The following is a 15,565-nucleotide window of genomic DNA, read 5'->3' as shown; positions in this document are numbered from 1 at the left end:
ACTCTTTTAGTTTACAGAAGAACAAAGATACGATATCTAAGTTTGGGCTCCTTTGCTAGTTAGGGTAGATTTATCATTCTTTAACAAAAGAAATCCTTTTTCAAGAGCTAATTATGCCATTGAAGCAACCTTTCGTGTAGCCATGAATAATAATACAACAGCTGCGATAATAATTGATTTCGGATCAAGGCTGGCAGTGCCATGATTAATCATACCGATAAATACTTCTCTTATGGTTCCCCAAGCTGCTTCCAAACCGCCTAACCATACAAAAAGTGCGACCGCCACAGTCATCACGAAAGCGCTCCAGATACGAGCCAAGCGATTGCTACGACCGGGTAAGTGATGCATGACACGGCGACTGAATCCGTTATCTGCTATTTCCTGCTTGTTTTCTGCGAAGAAATCGCGCAAGAGCTTATCATTGTCTATTTCTGTCATAACCGTTTTGTTTTAAATACGTTGCTAACTTTTCTTTCCCGCGTGACAGATGGCTTTTCACTGTCCCTGATGGTACTCCTATAATCCCTGCAATTTTGTCGATACTAATGTCCTCCATATAGAACAACGTGATGCAGGTTCTTTCCACTTCTTTAAGCATTTTGAGTGACTGGTAGACATCCATTTTCTGCCCGATATTCTCCTGTTCGGTGCTGTTGATGGCGTCTATTTCTCTTGTATCCAAGTCAGCTGTCTCTTTCCGGCTGCGAATATAATCATAAAAAACATTATAAGCAATACGGTACAGCCACGTAGAGAAACTTGACAAGTTCCGGAAAGAGGCAATGTTCGTATATGCTTTGATAAATGTATCTTGCGCAAGGTCGTCACTCAATTCGCTGTCGCCGCAAGTCAGGTTCAGGAAGAATCGCCGGATGGGCGACTGGTACTCCTTCACCAACTGGTCGAAGGCCTTGGTGTTCTTGAACACCACGACCTGTGCGACTAACGATATATCATTGAGTTGGCTCATTTATTCTCGTCGTTCTTTTCTTCGTTTACTCCTTTGTCTTTCTCTTCGGATTCGGAAGGGATGATTTCGAAACTATCGGTTCTAACGTTATTCGGGTTCTTTTTTTCATCCTTATTACCCGTATACATCCGGGTAGCATTTGCGTCTTGAGTCTGTTGTTTACTACCGATAATCCATTGTCCGATACCCATGAATGTAACGAGTAAGCCGATAGCTCCAATTCCGAATTCGCCGGTGATTGCCCAGAGGAAGATGAAAAGACCGATACCTGTAAAAGTGTTCTTGATGCCTTGTGAACGCGAATCTACAGTTTTGGTTTCGCGGATAAACTCTGCCGGAAGCGGTTGGCCGGCAGCAAGTGCCTGTTCGGCAAGGTGATAACGTGCTTTCCGGTTCTTATAACGGAAGAAGAAGATTACAAATAGAATGAATACCGGAAATCCGAATACAGCAACGATTGCTATGATTGTTACCAGAATACTACCAGCACCGACATTATTGAATGGGAAATCACTGTCATCCGATTCGAATGTGAAGCTGGCTTTACCATGAGTGCTGCTTACATTACTTGAGTTTGCATCAACGTCTGTAGAGTCGGCATCTGCTGTATCTACACCAATCACCGTGACAGCAGTATTATTCGTATTTGCTTTATTGTCTTTGGTCACAGTTACTTTTACTTTCCCGATGGAATCACGAACAACGGTAGTCTGGGCAACAGCCAGTGTGCAAGTGGTCAGTACAACCATCAATGCTAATAGAAAATTTTTCATATCTATAGTTTTTTAATTTATTTCTTTGTCTGTTAGACGTAGTTAATATCATAGAAAGTTGCAAAGAGACGAAATATTTTTGATATTTGCGGAAATTAATAAACGAAAGATGGAATTACCTGCTTCTTTTATAGACTACACCCGCGCTCTATTGGGCGATGAAGAATACGACAAACTGGCTGTTGCCCTCCAACAGGAACCACCGGTTAGCATCCGGTTGAATCAATTGAAAATCAATCATTCTTTATCGGATAAGGTACCTTGGTCTTCCGAAGGATTCTATTTGAATGAACGTCTTACTTTTACGTTCGATCCCTTATTTCATGCAGGCTGTTATTATGTTCAGGAAGCTTCTTCCATGTTTGTGGAGCAGGTACTCCGGCAATATATCACCGGACCGGTGAAGATGTTGGATCTTTGTGCGGCTCCCGGTGGAAAATCGACTCATGCCCGTAGTGCACTTCCCGAAGGGAGCCTGTTGGTAGCTAATGAGGTGATCCGGAATCGTTCGCAGATCCTTGCTGAAAACCTGACGAAGTGGGGACATCCGGATGTGGTAGTGACCAATAATGATCCGGCAGATTTTTCGGCTTTGCCCTCTTTTTTTGATGTGATTCTTACGGATGTTCCCTGTTCCGGTGAAGGTATGTTCCGTAAAGATCCGGTAGCTGTGGACGAGTGGAGTCCCGAGAATGTGGAAATCTGTTGGCAACGCCAGCGACGGATTATTGCGGATATTTGGGATACGTTGAAGCCCGGAGGTATTCTTATATATAGTACGTGTACATTTAATACGAAAGAGGATGAGGAGAATGCACGTTGGATTCAACAAGAGTATGGAGGCGAACCATTAACTGTTCAGGTGCAGGAGGATTGGAATATAACAGGAAATCTTTTGTCGGATAAAAGGGATCATTCCAAGTCTTCTATTCCCGTCTATCATTTTTTCCCTCATAAGACGAAAGGTGAAGGCTTTTTTCTGGTGGCTTTTCGTAAGCCGGAGACAGAAGAAGAGATTCCGGTATCTTCTTCTGCGAAAGAGAAAGCCTTCAAGAAGAAGGATAAGAAAGGGGCAGCAACATCTTCTCCTGTATCGAAAGAGCATCTGAATATGGCCAGAAGCTGGTTGAATGATGAAAATTCGGACAAGTATATTTTATTGGCGGAAGGAACAAATGTCCGGGCTTTTTCACATTACTATATTAATGAGTTGACGACGATGAAACAAAGCCTGAAAATCGTGTCGGCAGGGATTGAGATAGGCGAAGTGAAAGGAAAGGATTTAATCCCTGACCATGCGTTGGCGATGTGTACCTCGCTTTTGTGCCGGGAAGCATTTGCCACGGAAGAAATAAATTATGAACAGGCTATCACTTATTTACGAAAAGAGGCCATTGCCTTACCGGCAACAGCCCCTCGTGGGTATGTTTTGCTTACTTATCGGCATATCCCTCTCGGATTTGTGAAGAATATCGGCAATCGTGCCAATAATCTTTATCCGCAAGAATGGCGCATCCGTAGCGGATACTTGCCGGAAAATATACGCATCTTATCAGAAGACGTTACTGATTAAGGCAGTATTCCTGCAGGTATTTCCTGTTGGGAAAGGGTAAAAGCGAGTTGTCTGCCTGTGCCTGCTTCGCCTCCTGTAAATTCTTCCAGCGTGTAGGAAGGAGGAGGTGCAGGTGATGTCCGCGTTTCTCCAATGGGCGGAGTGTTCCAGTTCAGATTTAGGCTTTTATCCAACCGGTGAAATAAGTACGAATTTCCCCATATAATGAATTTATGATCGGAAACAGGTGTTGCCATATCTTCCGAAAAAGTGAGGGTTAGTGTCACTTTCTCATCGTCTCCCTCTTCTTTTTCCAGTTTGTAACTTCCTTGGGTTATTAATTCAAGTCCGGATGAAAAGGCGGTCTGTTCTCCCTGTTTGAAAAAATAAGCATCCCGTGCGTGGTTGTTAATCAGAAAAATGTCGGAAATGCCAGGTAGAAGATTCGCGTCTCCGTTGGGTAAGTTAGACAAGTAGCTGCGGAGCAACTCTATATTTTCGTAATTATCGACCACCTTGATTGGTAAAGTGCAACTCTCTTGTGTGGCGTTGTCCGTTACTGTCAGATAAGTCGTTCCGGTGAGGATACCGGTTACGTAAATCATACGTCCGGCAGGTACTCCGCTCCAGCCAGTTTCAGTTCCGGCACTTGCGATGCGTGTGTCTTTCATTGCAAGTGAGTAGTCACCATTTCCGCTTTCCAGTCCGAGGTAACGTCTGCCACCCATAGGCACTTCGTATTCACTGTTGTAAAAACGTAGTGGATTGTCGTCATCATCTTTACAGCCACTTAGTAGCGTAAGGATGCAGCATAACATGAATAAATTGAAATGTTTAGGTCTCATAATTTAAATTTTATGTTCGTTGCAAATGTAATGTATTCTTTTGAAATATCCAGTCGGAAATTGAAGAAAGAGAGATGGAAAGAGAGATGGAAAGAGAGGAGATCTATTTAGGCACGAATTACACGGATTAACACTGCTGCTTTATAGTAATGACAACACTAAAGACCGTGAAATCCGTGTAATCCGTGCCTAATTTATTATATAAACATACTTATATCACTTAAAAATAGAAATTAGTATGTTCAGCATAGCCCATGCTTAAAGGGTTTTATGTACTATTTATAGCTTGCTTTTGTAAATCCGTGCCATTGCCTTTTGGTACTGATTTTCCAATTGCAGATAATTTTGATGACTTTGATAGATCACCGACACTTCAACGAAGTACTCGATCATACTAATTTGTCCACCTGTCAAAGCTTGTTTCAGCAATGCCAAATCTTGTTGCGACTGGAAAGTCTTACTATATTCTTCCATTGAAGCATGCAGCGTTTTCGCTTCCCGGTAAAGCTGTGCCAATTCAGATTCCACTTGCAGGGTAGCATTATCCTTTTGCAAGTCGATGTTGAGTGCCTGCGCTTTAGCGATTTTCACCTTATTCCGATTTTCGAAAAGAGGGAAAGAGAAGCCTACCACTACACCGTTGAAAGGCACACCTGTTTCCGTATTCCGACGGTAGCCGAGTTCTAGTTTCGGCAACCACTGGGATTTATTGACAGCGATTTGTTTACGGGCAACGAGACTCTCGTTGCCTAGTGCCATTAGAGTGCGGTCCGTTGCCATGACTTCCGATTTCAACATTTGGTAATCGCTTGGGAACGGTATAGCCGGATATTGGTTCTCTTCGAAAACCACCGGAATATTACCATTCAGTGTATTCAACTCCTGCTGCTTATTGCGGAGTGCCGTCTCGTTCAGAGACGCTTCCGTTTTGACATTCAGCAGCTCCAAGTTGATTTTATTGGTTTCGAGCGCATTTGCATCTCCCGTTTGGAGACGCTTGGCATACATTTTAGCCAGCTCTTCCGCATTGCGGAGACGTTCTTCCAAAATATGCTTTTGCTGACGGAGCATAATAATATCCAGGCAGAGTTCTTTTGCCTGTAACAGCTTCTCCTGACGAAAAACATCCGCCTGACTGTCAAAAGCTCCTGCCTTCAGTCGGTTCAACTTGTTACGTGTAGCATATAAACTGGGGAAATCGAAGCTTTGTGAAACAACCAGCTCACCGATTGTTTCGTTTTTATCTTTCGCTCCCCATAGATGCGCGTAAGAAAGAGTAGGATCAGGTAAGTTATTATCCGTTTTGGCTTCCAGCTTCTGCGAAGTAATCAGTTGCTCGTTTGCCTGCAGCTCTCTATTGTTCGTTTCGATATTTTTCAATACCTGGTCAATTCCGTTTTGAGCTTGCACTCCGCCTATGGCTAAGAATAGAAGTGCAGTGCTTATGATTATGATTTGTTTCATTCTTATTTTCTTTATTTGTTACAATCTATTGTTGATAGATACTTTATGATAAGGCATCTGTTTGTTCGGCACCGGGGAACACCCCTTTTCTCACCGAGGAACACTTGTTTCCTCACCGAGGAACGATGCTTTCCTCACCGAGGAAAAAGACCACCCTCTACAGGCTTTCCTGAGCCTTTTTCCGATGCATCATCAGATAAACGATCGGGACTATGAAACCGTTCAAAAAAGTTGACGTTAATAATCCTCCTAAAATCACTTTAGCCATCGGACTCTGGATTTCGTTACCGGGCAAATCGCCGGCAAGTGCCAATGGAATCAGTGCCAGTGCAGAAGACAATGCTGTCATCAAAATCGGATTCAGACGGTCAAGAGAGCCCTGAATCACACTGTCGTACACATTCAAACCCTCTACCTGTTGCAAATGGTTGTAGTGACTGATTAACAGCATACCGTTACGGGTAGCAATACCGAATAAAGAGATGAAACCGATGATAGCCGGAATGCTGACTTCCCCTGTTGTAATCACCAAGGCAAAGACACCACCGATCAGTGCCAGCGGAAGATTCAGCAAGATAACCCCGGATTCTTTCACGCTGCGGAACTCATTGTACAGCAACAGGAAAATGACTACAATACTGATAAACGAAGTCAACGCCAACGTCCGGCTGGCAGCCTGCTCACTTTCAAACTGTCCGCCATACTCGATATGATAACCTTCGGGTAATTGTACCGATGTATCGATGCGTTTCTGAATATCATTCACGACACTGCGCAAATCACGGTCAGCCACATTTGCGGAAATGACAATTTTACGTTTCACATTCTCGCGGTTGATCGTATTCGGACCCATGGCCGATACCACTTCCGCTACATAGCTCAAAGGAACCTTGCGGCCGTCGTTCGTGTCTACCATCAGGTTACGGATTTTCTCCATCTCATCCCGGGCATCATCCTTCACTTTTACGATCAGGTCAAAACTCTTGCCCTGTTCATAAACTTGTGAGATCACTTTTCCGGCCAAAGCCACATTCACATATTCCGAAAATTCCGGCAGGGTAATACCGAACTTAGCCAGCATTTCCCGTTTAGGCTGTATTTTCAGCTGCGGACGTTCGATCTGTTGTTCCACGTTCAGGTCGGCAACACCGGGAATGTCACTGATCGCTCCTTTGATTTGATTACCGAGTGAAAACATCTTATTCAGGTCATCACCGAATAACTTGATAGCGATATTCGCTTTCGTACCCGACAGCATTGCGTCGATACGGTGGCTGATCGGTTGTCCGATTTCTATGTTTGCTCCGGTGATTGTACCTAGTTTTTCACGTACATCCGCTACCAGTTCACTGCGCGAGCGGTCTTTCAATTCGAACGGAGCCTCTATTTCAGAAACATTGACTCCTAACGCATGTTCATCCAATTCGGCACGTCCCGTTTTCCGGGCTACCGTTTGTATTTCGGGAATCGTCATCAATAACTCTTCGGCGCGATGTCCCATTTTGTTGCTTTCTTCCAGCGAAATACCCGGCAGAGAACTGATATTGATGGTGAACGATCCTTCATTGAACGAAGGTAGGAAACTGCGTCCGAGTGTGAAAAACACTCCGAGCGCAACTACAAAAAGTCCGATTGTACTTCCGAGAGTCACACGCTTATGTGCCAGTACCCAAGTCAATGCTTTTTCATAAATCCCTTTCATCCAGCGGGCAACGGGAGCTTCTTTCAGTTCCTTGTTCGTCTTGTTGCTTCCTAATAGATAAGAGCAGAGCACCGGAGTCAGTGTCAGGGCGACTATGGTAGATGCAAACAATGCCACGATAAAAGCAACACCTAGTGGAACCAACATTCTGCCTTCCATGCCGCTCAAGAAAAATAACGGAACAAAGCTGACCACGATAATCAACGTTGAATTAAGGATAGGCATGCGCACCTCTTTCGACGCATTGAATACCACTTCGAGTGTACTTAGTCTTTCTGCTTCCGCTTTCAGGCGGTTCTCCCGCAGTCGTTTATATACGTTTTCCACATCGACAATGGCGTCGTCTACTAATGAGCCGATAGCTATCGCCATACCTCCAAGACTCATGGTGTTGATTGTCAGCCCCATGTAGTGTAAAGTCAGGATCGAAACGAGCAGGGAAAGAGGCAGTGTCACCAATGAGATCAGCGTAGTACGTACATTTGCCAGGAACAGGAAAAGCACGATGACAACGAAAATACCTCCTTCAAAGAGTGATTTCTTCACATTGCCGATGGAGCTTTCAATGAAGCGGCTTTGACGGAATATGTCCGTTGAAACTTTTACGTCCGGCGGCAGATTTTTCTGGAGATCTTTCAGAGATGCTTCCAGTTTGTCTGTCAGTTCCAGTGTACTGGTAGCCGGTTGCTTGGTAACAGTCATCAGGACGGCAGATTTGCCACGTTCTGAAGCAGTACCCAGTTTCGGAGCTTTCGGTCCGATGGTAACGTCTGCAATATCTTCCAGCGTGACAGGGAAGTTGTTCACCGTTTTCACTACCGCTTTGCCAAGTTGCTCTGTTTTAGAAGTGGAGAGTACACCACGTACAATATATTCATTTCCAAATTCATAGAGCACGCCTCCGTTTGCGTTCAGGTTCATATCCTGTGTCACCGCCATCACTTCTCCCATCGAGATGCCGTAATGACGCATCCGTTCGGGATCTAGCTGAATCTGATATTCTTTGATATCTCCTCCGAGCACAGCCACTTGTGCCACTCCTCCGGTAGACAGCAGGCGTGGACGGATAGTCCAGTCCGCAATCGTGCGAAGATCGAGCATGGAAGTGGAGTCGGCAGTCAGACCGACGATGAGCATTTCGCCCAAGATAGAAGATTGCGGTCCAAGAGTCGGCTTGCCGACATTGACCGGCAGTGATTCGCTCACCACCGCTAATTTCTCACTAACAATCTGACGGGCGAGATAAATATCCGTTCCCCAATCAAATTCTACCCAGACAACGGAAAATCCGTTGGTAGAAGAAGAGCGGACACGACGCACACCCGTAGCTCCGTTAACGGCAGTTTCAACAGGAAAAGTAACGAGCTGTTCAACTTCTTCCGCAGCCATACCATTCGCCTCGGTCATGATTACTACCGTAGGTGCATTTAGGTCGGGGAATACGTCTACTTCCGTATGCATGGCGGTATACGTTCCTGCAATAAGCAGGAGGATGGCCGCACAAACTACAACCAGCCGGTTGTGTAGGGAGTAATGTATAATTTTATTAAGCATGATGTTTCATTAATTGAGAGTTATAAATAACTTGATAGATGCGCCGCACAAAAAGACGGCTGCGACGCCTGGTCTCTTTAGTGTTCGTGGCTGTGTGCCGGGATTGCATTGCTTGCGCTTGCCAGTCGAACCTGATAAGCACCCTCGGTCACTACACGGTCACCGGCCTTTACACCAGTCAGAATTTGAACACTTTTGCCGTTGTCGGCTCCTATCGTTACTTCCTGTTTTTTATAACCCTCTTCGTCCAGTTGCAGATAGATGAAGAAGATGCCTTGTTCCTCTGTCAGCGCGGTGCGCGGAAGAGAAATCACGTTTTCCATTGCTGAAGAAAGCAGGAATACCTCCACAAATGAGCCGGGAATCACTTCCCCTTTGTTGTCGAACTCAAAAGTGACAGGCACATAAAAAGAATTGTCTCCGGCAGCTTTTCCGAAAGAGAGAAGTTTACCGTTCAATGCTTTCAACTCGTACACCTGATTATTATAAGGAGTCTGGAAATTGGCGGAACTGATGGTGCGGAGATACGGGTAATACTTTTCCGACACTTCGGCACGGAGGAAAAGACGACGGTTCTGCGTCACGCTTACCAGCGGTTGTCCGATTGTCACATAGTCGCCTTCTTTCACGAGAATACTTTTCACATATCCGGCAATGGGAGCCGTAATACTTTGTCCGATAGCCGAATGATTCTTGGAAAGAGCTTCGTAACTAAGACGGGCGTTTTCGTAACTTTGCTCCGCTTGTGCAAAATCCTTGTCGGATACGATCTTGTTTTTAACAAGCTCCTTCATACGTTCGTATTCCTTCTTGGATACCTCGTAGGCAATGCGGGCACGTTGCACCGGATCACCGTCAGCGATATTCTTTGAAGAAATGGTGACTAGAGGAGTGCCGCTGCCGACGCTCATTCCTTCCGTTACTTTTCCACGGAAAGATACCACGCCGGCTACTGTGGCTACGGCAACCGATTCATCCCCTTGAGCAGCTAGCACCTGTCCGCTGGTTTTAATTACTTGCTGGAAAGGTGCAGGTTCAATAACGCTCACCTTTACACCGGCTGCTTCGGCTTTCGCTTTCGGAAGAATGATTTCATCACTGTGGGCTTCGGCAGCTTCGTTGTGTTCATCGGCTGCTTCATGATTGTGTTCTCCGCTACATTCGCCTTCATGGGAATGATCGGGTCCCTCTGCCTCGTGATTATGTCCTTCCGCGGCATGATCGTGTTCATTGTGTGTGTGTGTGACGGTACTATTATTACAGGATCCCAGAACGAATAAGCCCAGGATTCCCACGAAAATAAGTTTTTTCATAATGATATTTTCCTACTAAATTTTACTGTTTTCTTTTTACGCTACAAAGATAAGGTAGCGCAGATGCAACTGATTTGCATTCACGCTTTTACGCAAAAACAGAGTAGGGAGGGGCACGAAGAGAAGTGGTACGATGGGTATCCGTACCATGCAGAGAGTCTCGGTAGACGTAATAGTTCTTAACCCGTTTCTCTTGCGGTCGTAATAGATGTTCGATGATTACATCCGTGAATAAGGTAGCGATGAATACGTAATCCGGTCCGCTATCCGTATGGATGGATGGAGTGGGGGAGTAGAAACGAGTCAAACATTCGCTGCTGCAACATGAGTCGTTTCCCGGGTGATGATGATGCGTGGGACATTGCTGTTCTACAGGCAAGTCCTGCTTCATGCAAATCATCCCGTTGGGATGATGATGATGGGGAATAACCGCTGCCACCAACATAATAATGTTGATAAAAAACAGCAGAGTTACTATTATTCGTTTCTTCCCTTTCATCCTTTCTTTTAGAGAATTTATTTTTTTAGTGATTCTTTTTCTTTTTCCTGCAAACGTTCCAGCAATTCGGTTGCTGACACATAAATAACTTTTCCATCCGGTGTCCCCTGACTAAGGAGTGTGCCGTTACGAGCATTTTTTTCCAGCAACCGCTTTTCGGCTAATTGAAGGCCGCGCCGTAATTTATCGCTCAATTCTTGCATTTCATTATTTGACATAATTCTTGATGCATTTAAAAAGTTCAAGTTCATATATCCGATCCTCGCCGTTTTGGTAGCCTTCGGCTACAATCACTCGAGGAGAAATACTGTTATCAGCTAACAGCCAGTAGTCTACACGCGGCATATATATCTGAAACAGATTATTAATGCCTGCCTGATAGCGGCGGTAGATGACATCCATCGGTACATTATGTCCCCCTTCATTGACCCGTTGTAATACACGGTTGACGGCAAGTTCCGGAGAATTCAGCCAAAAATAAATCAAGCTGATTTTATATCCGGCATTTTGGGCTCTTTGAATGAGCCGGGTATATGAACGGGTTGCTAATGTCGTTTCAATAGAGAAACTCACTTTAGAAGCTAATAGTTCATCAATACGTTTCAACATCAGACGACCGGCTTCTATAGCCATACTTTCTGGATTGAAAGGTGATAAGCCTTTGGCAATTTCATCCGCATTGACAAACTCTTTGCATAATAGAATTTCAGGCAATACAGTGTAGGAAGCCGTAGTTTTACCAGCTCCGTTACATCCACTTATAATGTACAACTGCCTTGTTTCATCCATTCTTTTCTAAATACCTGTTTTAAATGATGTTGCAAATATACAAATACTTTTATTTCGCCTGTAGCCGATCCCCTCTTTTTATTATTTATTATTTCTTTTCCAGTTCTTGCAGTGAATCCATTTTCTTCTTTTCGAGGAACTCATAGATACCGCAAAGATGTTCCGTCACCTTTTGATTACCGAACTCATACACCTTGGTAACCAGCCCGTCGAGGAAGTCACGGTCGTGTGAAACGACGATCAGCGTACCGTCAAAATCCAGCAATGCCTGTTTCAGAATATCTTTCGTCTTCATGTCCAGATGATTCGTCGGCTCATCCAAAATAAGGAGGTTGACAGGCTCCAGCAACAATTTAATCATGGCCAGACGGGTACGCTCTCCGCCCGAAAGCACTTTGACCTTTTTCATCGATTCCTCGGGACCGCCAAACATAAACGCCCCCAGCAAATCACGAATCTTGTTCCGGATATCCCCTTTGGCTACATCGTCAATCGTTTGGAAAACCGTCAGGTTTTCATCCATCAGCGAAGCTTGATTTTGAGCGAAATATCCGATTTGCACATTATGTCCCAGAGTCAATGTACCGTCATGCTCAATTTCCTTCATAATACACTTCACGAGCGTAGACTTACCCTCACCGTTCTTACCGACGAAAGCCACCTTATCACCGCGCTCAATCGTCAGGTTAGCATTGCGGAATACCACTTTGTTTCCGTATGTCTTTCCAACTCCCTCCATAATGACCGGGTAACTGCCCGAACGGGGTGAAGGCGGGAATTTCAGTCGCAATGCAGAAGTATCCTCTTCATCCACCTCCAGCAATTCCAGCTTCTCCAGCATTTTGACGCGGCTCTGCACCTGCAACGTCTTTGAATAAGTCCCCTTGAACCGTTCGATAAACTCCTTCGTTTCAGCAATAAACTTCTGCTGCTCGTCATAAGCCTTCTGTTGCTGTTCGCGGCGATCCTTGCGCAATTGCAAATATTGCGAGTAATTCACCTTGTAGTCATAGATACGTCCCATCGTCACTTCGATGGTGCGTGTTGTAATATTATCCACGAATTTGCGGTCGTGACTAATTACGATGACCGCTTTCCCATTATTAATAAGGAAATCCTCCAGCCATTGAATAGATTCGATATCCAGATGATTCGTCGGCTCATCGAGCAAGAGCACGTCCGGTTTCTGCAACAGCAATTTGGCGAGTTCGATACGCATTCGCCATCCACCGCTGAAATCACTCGTCTGACGCTGAAAATCCTCTCGGGTGAACCCTAATCCGAGCAATGCCTTTTCCACATCCTCTTCATAATTAGTCGCGTCAATCGAATAAAACTTCTCGCTCAAGCTGGACACTTCCTCAATCAGCGCCATGTAACTGTCGCTCTCGTAGTCCGTCCGTGTCTCAAGCTCCTTATTCAGCTTTTCGATCTGCGCTTCCATCTCATGAAGATGTGAAAAAGCCTGTGCCGTTTCGTCAAACACTGTTCTTCCGTCTTCCGTCATCAGATGTTGAGGCAGGTATGCCACTACACAATCTTTGGGTGTGGAAACTTTTCCACGTGTCGGTTGCCGTGCGCCTGCCAGAATTTTCAGCAGCGTACTTTTTCCCGCCCCGTTTTTACCCATCAGAGCGATGCGGTCTTTTTCATTAATTACGAAAGAAATATCACTAAATAAAGCAGTGCCGCCAAACTCTACGGCCAGTCCGTCAACAGAAATCATACTATTCTTTTAAATTGAGGCACAAAGATAGCGAAATATATGAATCTTTTTTATACCTTGCGGGCTGAAAAGGAAAATTGCTTAAAAAAAACAGATAAAAAAACAATATATAAGCGATATGGAAAGCGAACAAATGAATGAATTCAGACCTTTAATTTTGGTAGCTGAAGACGATGACAGCAACTTTAAATTAATCAAAGCTATCATAGGCAAAAAGTGTGATATCGAGTGGGCTAAAAATGGACAGGAAATGGTGGAGTTGTTTCAGCAGCACCAGCAAAGAGCCAAAGCAATGCTGATGGATATTAAGATGCCGGTGATGAACGGATTGGAGGCAACGAAGATAATTCGTGAATCTAACACAGAAATTCCTATTATTATGCAGACTGCCTATGCTTTTAGCTCGGATAAGGAAAATGCAATGAATGCAGGAGCAACTGAAGTATTGGTGAAACCTATCACCTTGGGTATTCTCCGCACTACGTTGAGTAAATATTTACCCGATTTGCAGTGGTAAGATTTATTCTTACGGGATTTTTTTAATTTATCAAAAAGAGCTTAAGCGCTAAAAACGTAAAAGCATAGAAAAGAAGTATGATTGGGTAGAAAAATGGTATTACTCTAACTTCATCTCATGCATTTGGATAAAATAAAATAGGCGAACCTCACGGTTGGCCTATTTTTGTTCGTCTCTGTTAATTTGTTAGAGTACAGAAACGACTCTATGTAAAGTCTCTCCTTTGAGAGATTTTAAGTTCATTATTTGTTTCCGCCAGCCCACCATACGGCCTCGCTATATACGTACTGACCGTCACCGAAAGCAGCTTTCACTTCAGGATTTGCCAATACATCGTCTGCTCCATAGCCGAAGCGCAATGGGAATTTACTGCTGTTCTGCGGGTTTTTCAGTACAATGAAGTTTTCTCCTGCACCTTTCAGACGGCGGTAGTCATTATAGGCTTCCAGTGATTCGCCGGATGCGCCGAAGAAAGCAAGATACTTTTGTATCATTGTCTCTTGCAGAGGATTGGCATCGAACAAAGGTTCCACTTCATCCGTGAAATATGTTTCTGCCACATCTGCACCCAAATCGCTGTCACCATCATATATCCAAGTATCAGCAGCATCTATAATTGAATTTCCCAGATTCTCGAATCCGGCAGTGATAGCAGCTTTCAAAGCACTCTTAGCTTCACCCAGTCTGCCTCCTAAGCGGCATAATGCTTCTGCTTCAAGGAATTTCACTTCGTGATAGCTGATTAAAAGAGTAGGAGCCGACATAGCCCATGATATCATCGACATACCATAATTATTCTGCAACTCTTGCGGAGTTCCGTTAGGAGCCGCTTTGATGCCTGCGATGTCCGTAGCTTGCGTAGCTCCGTATCCATAAGTGATATATCCGGTAGGATCAGGCTCCAGAAACGCTTGCGGTGCTCTGGGGTCATTGCGCTCAACGAACTTTTCAATCAGACTTTCACTGGCTGCCAAACTGTTACGGCTGTAGCTGAATGCCCAAAGCGGATTTACTTGTGCATCAGCATCGTAAACTGCCAACTTACATTCTTCACTTGCGTTGGCGAATGATTTGCTTACATAAGTAAGAATATTCTGAAGATCTGTTGTCTTATTGGCACTTTTGTTGAGCAGACGCATTGTATAACGTGCTTTTAACGCATAGGCCGTTTTGAGCCACATACTTGCCTGTGTACTGGTGCTTGAACCATAGATCAAGTCTTTAGAACCGACAGCACCGGATAAACCCGTATCTTTGGCAGTACCGTTATTCAGTAGGGTGATAGCATCATCCAGGTTCTGCATCACTTCCTGATAGATACTTTCCTGTGTATCTATTTTAGGTTGCATATACATCGGTGTGCCGTCCGGATTAAGGATACCAGTCTGGCTGTACGGTGTGTTTCCGAACACATCGGCTGCCACTGCTCCGTTGTAGGCGAGCAGGATTTTAGCAATCGCTTCTGTCACTACGTTTCCTTTTTCCGAAGGATCTTCTTCGCACTTCTTGATAACGATTTTAGCGTTCTTGATATTTGCGTACACATTGATCCATGCGTTGTTGTAGGTTGTAGCCGTTGAAGGCTCTCCGCTGCGTACTTCCGCGCGGTAAAGCTGGTTGGATATACCCGTTTCATGTTCTATGTAAACAGAAGAGTAGAGCGAGAAATCCCCTCCTACAGTGCTGAATGCAGTACTTACGCCTAAGTCTGTAATCAAAAACTTAGCGGGCGCATCCAACGGATTGTTAGGGTTTTCATTGATTTTATCCATTGCGTCTTCCGTACAAGCAGAAGCAATGGCAGCAGTCAAGAAAGAAACTGCCAGCAATTTTCCTATTGATTTATATTTTTTCATTG

The 15,565-nt window shown here is 44.5% G+C and carries 14 protein-coding genes; 2 read left to right on the top strand and 12 right to left on the bottom strand.

The features are described 5' to 3' along the window. Positions 1-111 precede the first annotated feature (111 nt). The 3 genes from AB3G73_RS10950 to AB3G73_RS10940 are packed head-to-tail and all read right to left on the bottom strand — an operon-like array spanning position 112 to position 1,746. Positions 112-441 carry a DUF5056 domain-containing protein gene (locus AB3G73_RS10950; protein WP_074560204.1) on the bottom strand — a complete coding sequence of 110 codons (330 nt, stop codon included), beginning with the start codon at positions 439-441 and terminating at the stop codon, positions 112-114. After that, a complete protein-coding gene (locus tag AB3G73_RS10945) occupies positions 422-973 on the bottom strand; it encodes an RNA polymerase sigma factor (protein WP_148365118.1) in 552 nt (183 codons plus the stop codon). The genes AB3G73_RS10950 and AB3G73_RS10945 overlap by 20 nt, the downstream gene beginning before the upstream one ends. Further along, complete coding sequence (locus AB3G73_RS10940) at positions 970-1,746, bottom strand: DUF6249 domain-containing protein (protein ID WP_367744874.1); 777 nt, start codon at positions 1,744-1,746, stop codon at positions 970-972. The genes AB3G73_RS10945 and AB3G73_RS10940 overlap by 4 nt, the downstream gene beginning before the upstream one ends. 109 nt (positions 1,747-1,855) lie before the next feature. Here AB3G73_RS10940 and AB3G73_RS10935 point away from each other — a divergent pair, with 109 nt between their 5' ends. Continuing rightward, positions 1,856-3,319: an rRNA cytosine-C5-methyltransferase gene (locus AB3G73_RS10935; protein ID WP_367744870.1), complete on the top strand. Its 1,464-nt coding sequence runs from the start codon at positions 1,856-1,858 to the stop codon at positions 3,317-3,319. Here the strand turns inward: AB3G73_RS10935 and AB3G73_RS10930 are convergent. From AB3G73_RS10930 to AB3G73_RS10895, 8 genes are all read right to left on the bottom strand, one after another. After that, a complete protein-coding gene (locus AB3G73_RS10930) occupies positions 3,316-4,143 on the bottom strand; it encodes a hypothetical protein (protein ID WP_148365115.1) in 828 nt (275 codons plus the stop codon). The two genes, AB3G73_RS10935 and AB3G73_RS10930, sit on opposite strands and share 4 nt — an antisense overlap. A 279-nt stretch (positions 4,144-4,422) precedes the next feature. Then, positions 4,423-5,607, bottom strand: a complete 1,185-nt coding sequence (locus AB3G73_RS10925) for a TolC family protein (protein WP_259023346.1) — start codon at positions 5,605-5,607, stop codon at positions 4,423-4,425. 157 nt (positions 5,608-5,764) lie between these two features. Continuing rightward, positions 5,765-8,863: an efflux RND transporter permease subunit gene (locus AB3G73_RS10920; RefSeq protein WP_234132970.1), complete on the bottom strand. Its 3,099-nt coding sequence runs from the start codon at positions 8,861-8,863 to the stop codon at positions 5,765-5,767. Positions 8,864-8,940: 77 nt separating this feature from the next. Continuing rightward, positions 8,941-10,176 (bottom strand): efflux RND transporter periplasmic adaptor subunit, encoded by a 1,236-nt coding sequence (locus AB3G73_RS10915; RefSeq protein WP_148365112.1) that lies wholly within the window; start codon positions 10,174-10,176, stop codon positions 8,941-8,943. Positions 10,177-10,264: 88 nt separating this feature from the next. Beyond that, on the bottom strand, positions 10,265-10,675 hold the full coding sequence (locus AB3G73_RS10910; protein WP_148365111.1) for a DUF6769 family protein: 411 nt from the start codon (positions 10,673-10,675) through the stop codon (positions 10,265-10,267). A gap of 17 nt (positions 10,676-10,692) precedes the next feature. Further along, on the bottom strand, positions 10,693-10,893 hold the full coding sequence (locus AB3G73_RS10905) for a hypothetical protein (protein ID WP_099147112.1): 201 nt from the start codon (positions 10,891-10,893) through the stop codon (positions 10,693-10,695). After that, complete coding sequence (locus AB3G73_RS10900) at positions 10,883-11,464, bottom strand: zeta toxin family protein (protein WP_259023344.1); 582 nt, start codon at positions 11,462-11,464, stop codon at positions 10,883-10,885. Before AB3G73_RS10900 ends, AB3G73_RS10905 begins: the two co-directional genes overlap by 11 nt. Positions 11,465-11,552: 88 nt before the next feature. Next, entirely contained in the window at positions 11,553-13,190 is a 1,638-nt protein-coding gene (locus tag AB3G73_RS10895) for an ABC-F family ATP-binding cassette domain-containing protein (protein ID WP_258981668.1), read from the bottom strand. A gap of 118 nt (positions 13,191-13,308) precedes the next feature. Here AB3G73_RS10895 and AB3G73_RS10890 point away from each other — a divergent pair, with 118 nt between their 5' ends. Continuing rightward, positions 13,309-13,707 (top strand): response regulator, encoded by a 399-nt coding sequence (locus AB3G73_RS10890; protein ID WP_004297972.1) that lies wholly within the window; start codon positions 13,309-13,311, stop codon positions 13,705-13,707. A gap of 242 nt (positions 13,708-13,949) precedes the next feature. Here the strand turns inward: AB3G73_RS10890 and AB3G73_RS10885 are convergent, their stop codons facing one another. Next, on the bottom strand, positions 13,950-15,563 hold the full coding sequence (locus AB3G73_RS10885; protein ID WP_148365109.1) for a SusD/RagB family nutrient-binding outer membrane lipoprotein: 1,614 nt from the start codon (positions 15,561-15,563) through the stop codon (positions 13,950-13,952). Positions 15,564-15,565 lie beyond the last annotated feature (2 nt).

This window comes from Bacteroides sp. L008 (genome assembly GCF_040812255.1).
Lineage (GTDB): Bacteria > Bacteroidota > Bacteroidia > Bacteroidales > Bacteroidaceae > Bacteroides > Bacteroides vicugnae.
This window is presented reverse-complemented; position numbering and strand designations above follow the sequence as displayed.

Excerpts from the sequence above, each read along its gene's own strand:
- AB3G73_RS10950 (WP_074560204.1), bottom strand. The coding sequence starts at position 441 with ATGACAGAAATAGACAATGATAAGCTCTTGCGCGATTTCTTCGCAGAA.
- AB3G73_RS10945 (WP_148365118.1), bottom strand. The coding sequence starts at position 973 with ATGAGCCAACTCAATGATATATCGTTAGTCGCACAGGTCGTGGTGTTC.
- AB3G73_RS10940 (WP_367744874.1), bottom strand. The coding sequence starts at position 1,746 with ATGAAAAATTTTCTATTAGCATTGATGGTTGTACTGACCACTTGCACA.
- AB3G73_RS10935 (WP_367744870.1), top strand. The coding sequence starts at position 1,856 with ATGGAATTACCTGCTTCTTTTATAGACTACACCCGCGCTCTATTGGGC.
- AB3G73_RS10930 (WP_148365115.1), bottom strand. The coding sequence starts at position 4,143 with ATGAGACCTAAACATTTCAATTTATTCATGTTATGCTGCATCCTTACG.
- AB3G73_RS10925 (WP_259023346.1), bottom strand. The coding sequence starts at position 5,607 with ATGAAACAAATCATAATCATAAGCACTGCACTTCTATTCTTAGCCATA.
- AB3G73_RS10920 (WP_234132970.1), bottom strand. The coding sequence starts at position 8,863 with ATGCTTAATAAAATTATACATTACTCCCTACACAACCGGCTGGTTGTA.
- AB3G73_RS10915 (WP_148365112.1), bottom strand. The coding sequence starts at position 10,176 with ATGAAAAAACTTATTTTCGTGGGAATCCTGGGCTTATTCGTTCTGGGA.
- AB3G73_RS10910 (WP_148365111.1), bottom strand. The coding sequence starts at position 10,675 with ATGAAAGGGAAGAAACGAATAATAGTAACTCTGCTGTTTTTTATCAAC.
- AB3G73_RS10905 (WP_099147112.1), bottom strand. The coding sequence starts at position 10,893 with ATGTCAAATAATGAAATGCAAGAATTGAGCGATAAATTACGGCGCGGC.
- AB3G73_RS10900 (WP_259023344.1), bottom strand. The coding sequence starts at position 11,464 with ATGGATGAAACAAGGCAGTTGTACATTATAAGTGGATGTAACGGAGCT.
- AB3G73_RS10895 (WP_258981668.1), bottom strand. The coding sequence starts at position 13,190 with ATGATTTCTGTTGACGGACTGGCCGTAGAGTTTGGCGGCACTGCTTTA.
- AB3G73_RS10890 (WP_004297972.1), top strand. The coding sequence starts at position 13,309 with ATGGAAAGCGAACAAATGAATGAATTCAGACCTTTAATTTTGGTAGCT.
- AB3G73_RS10885 (WP_148365109.1), bottom strand. The coding sequence starts at position 15,563 with ATGAAAAAATATAAATCAATAGGAAAATTGCTGGCAGTTTCTTTCTTG.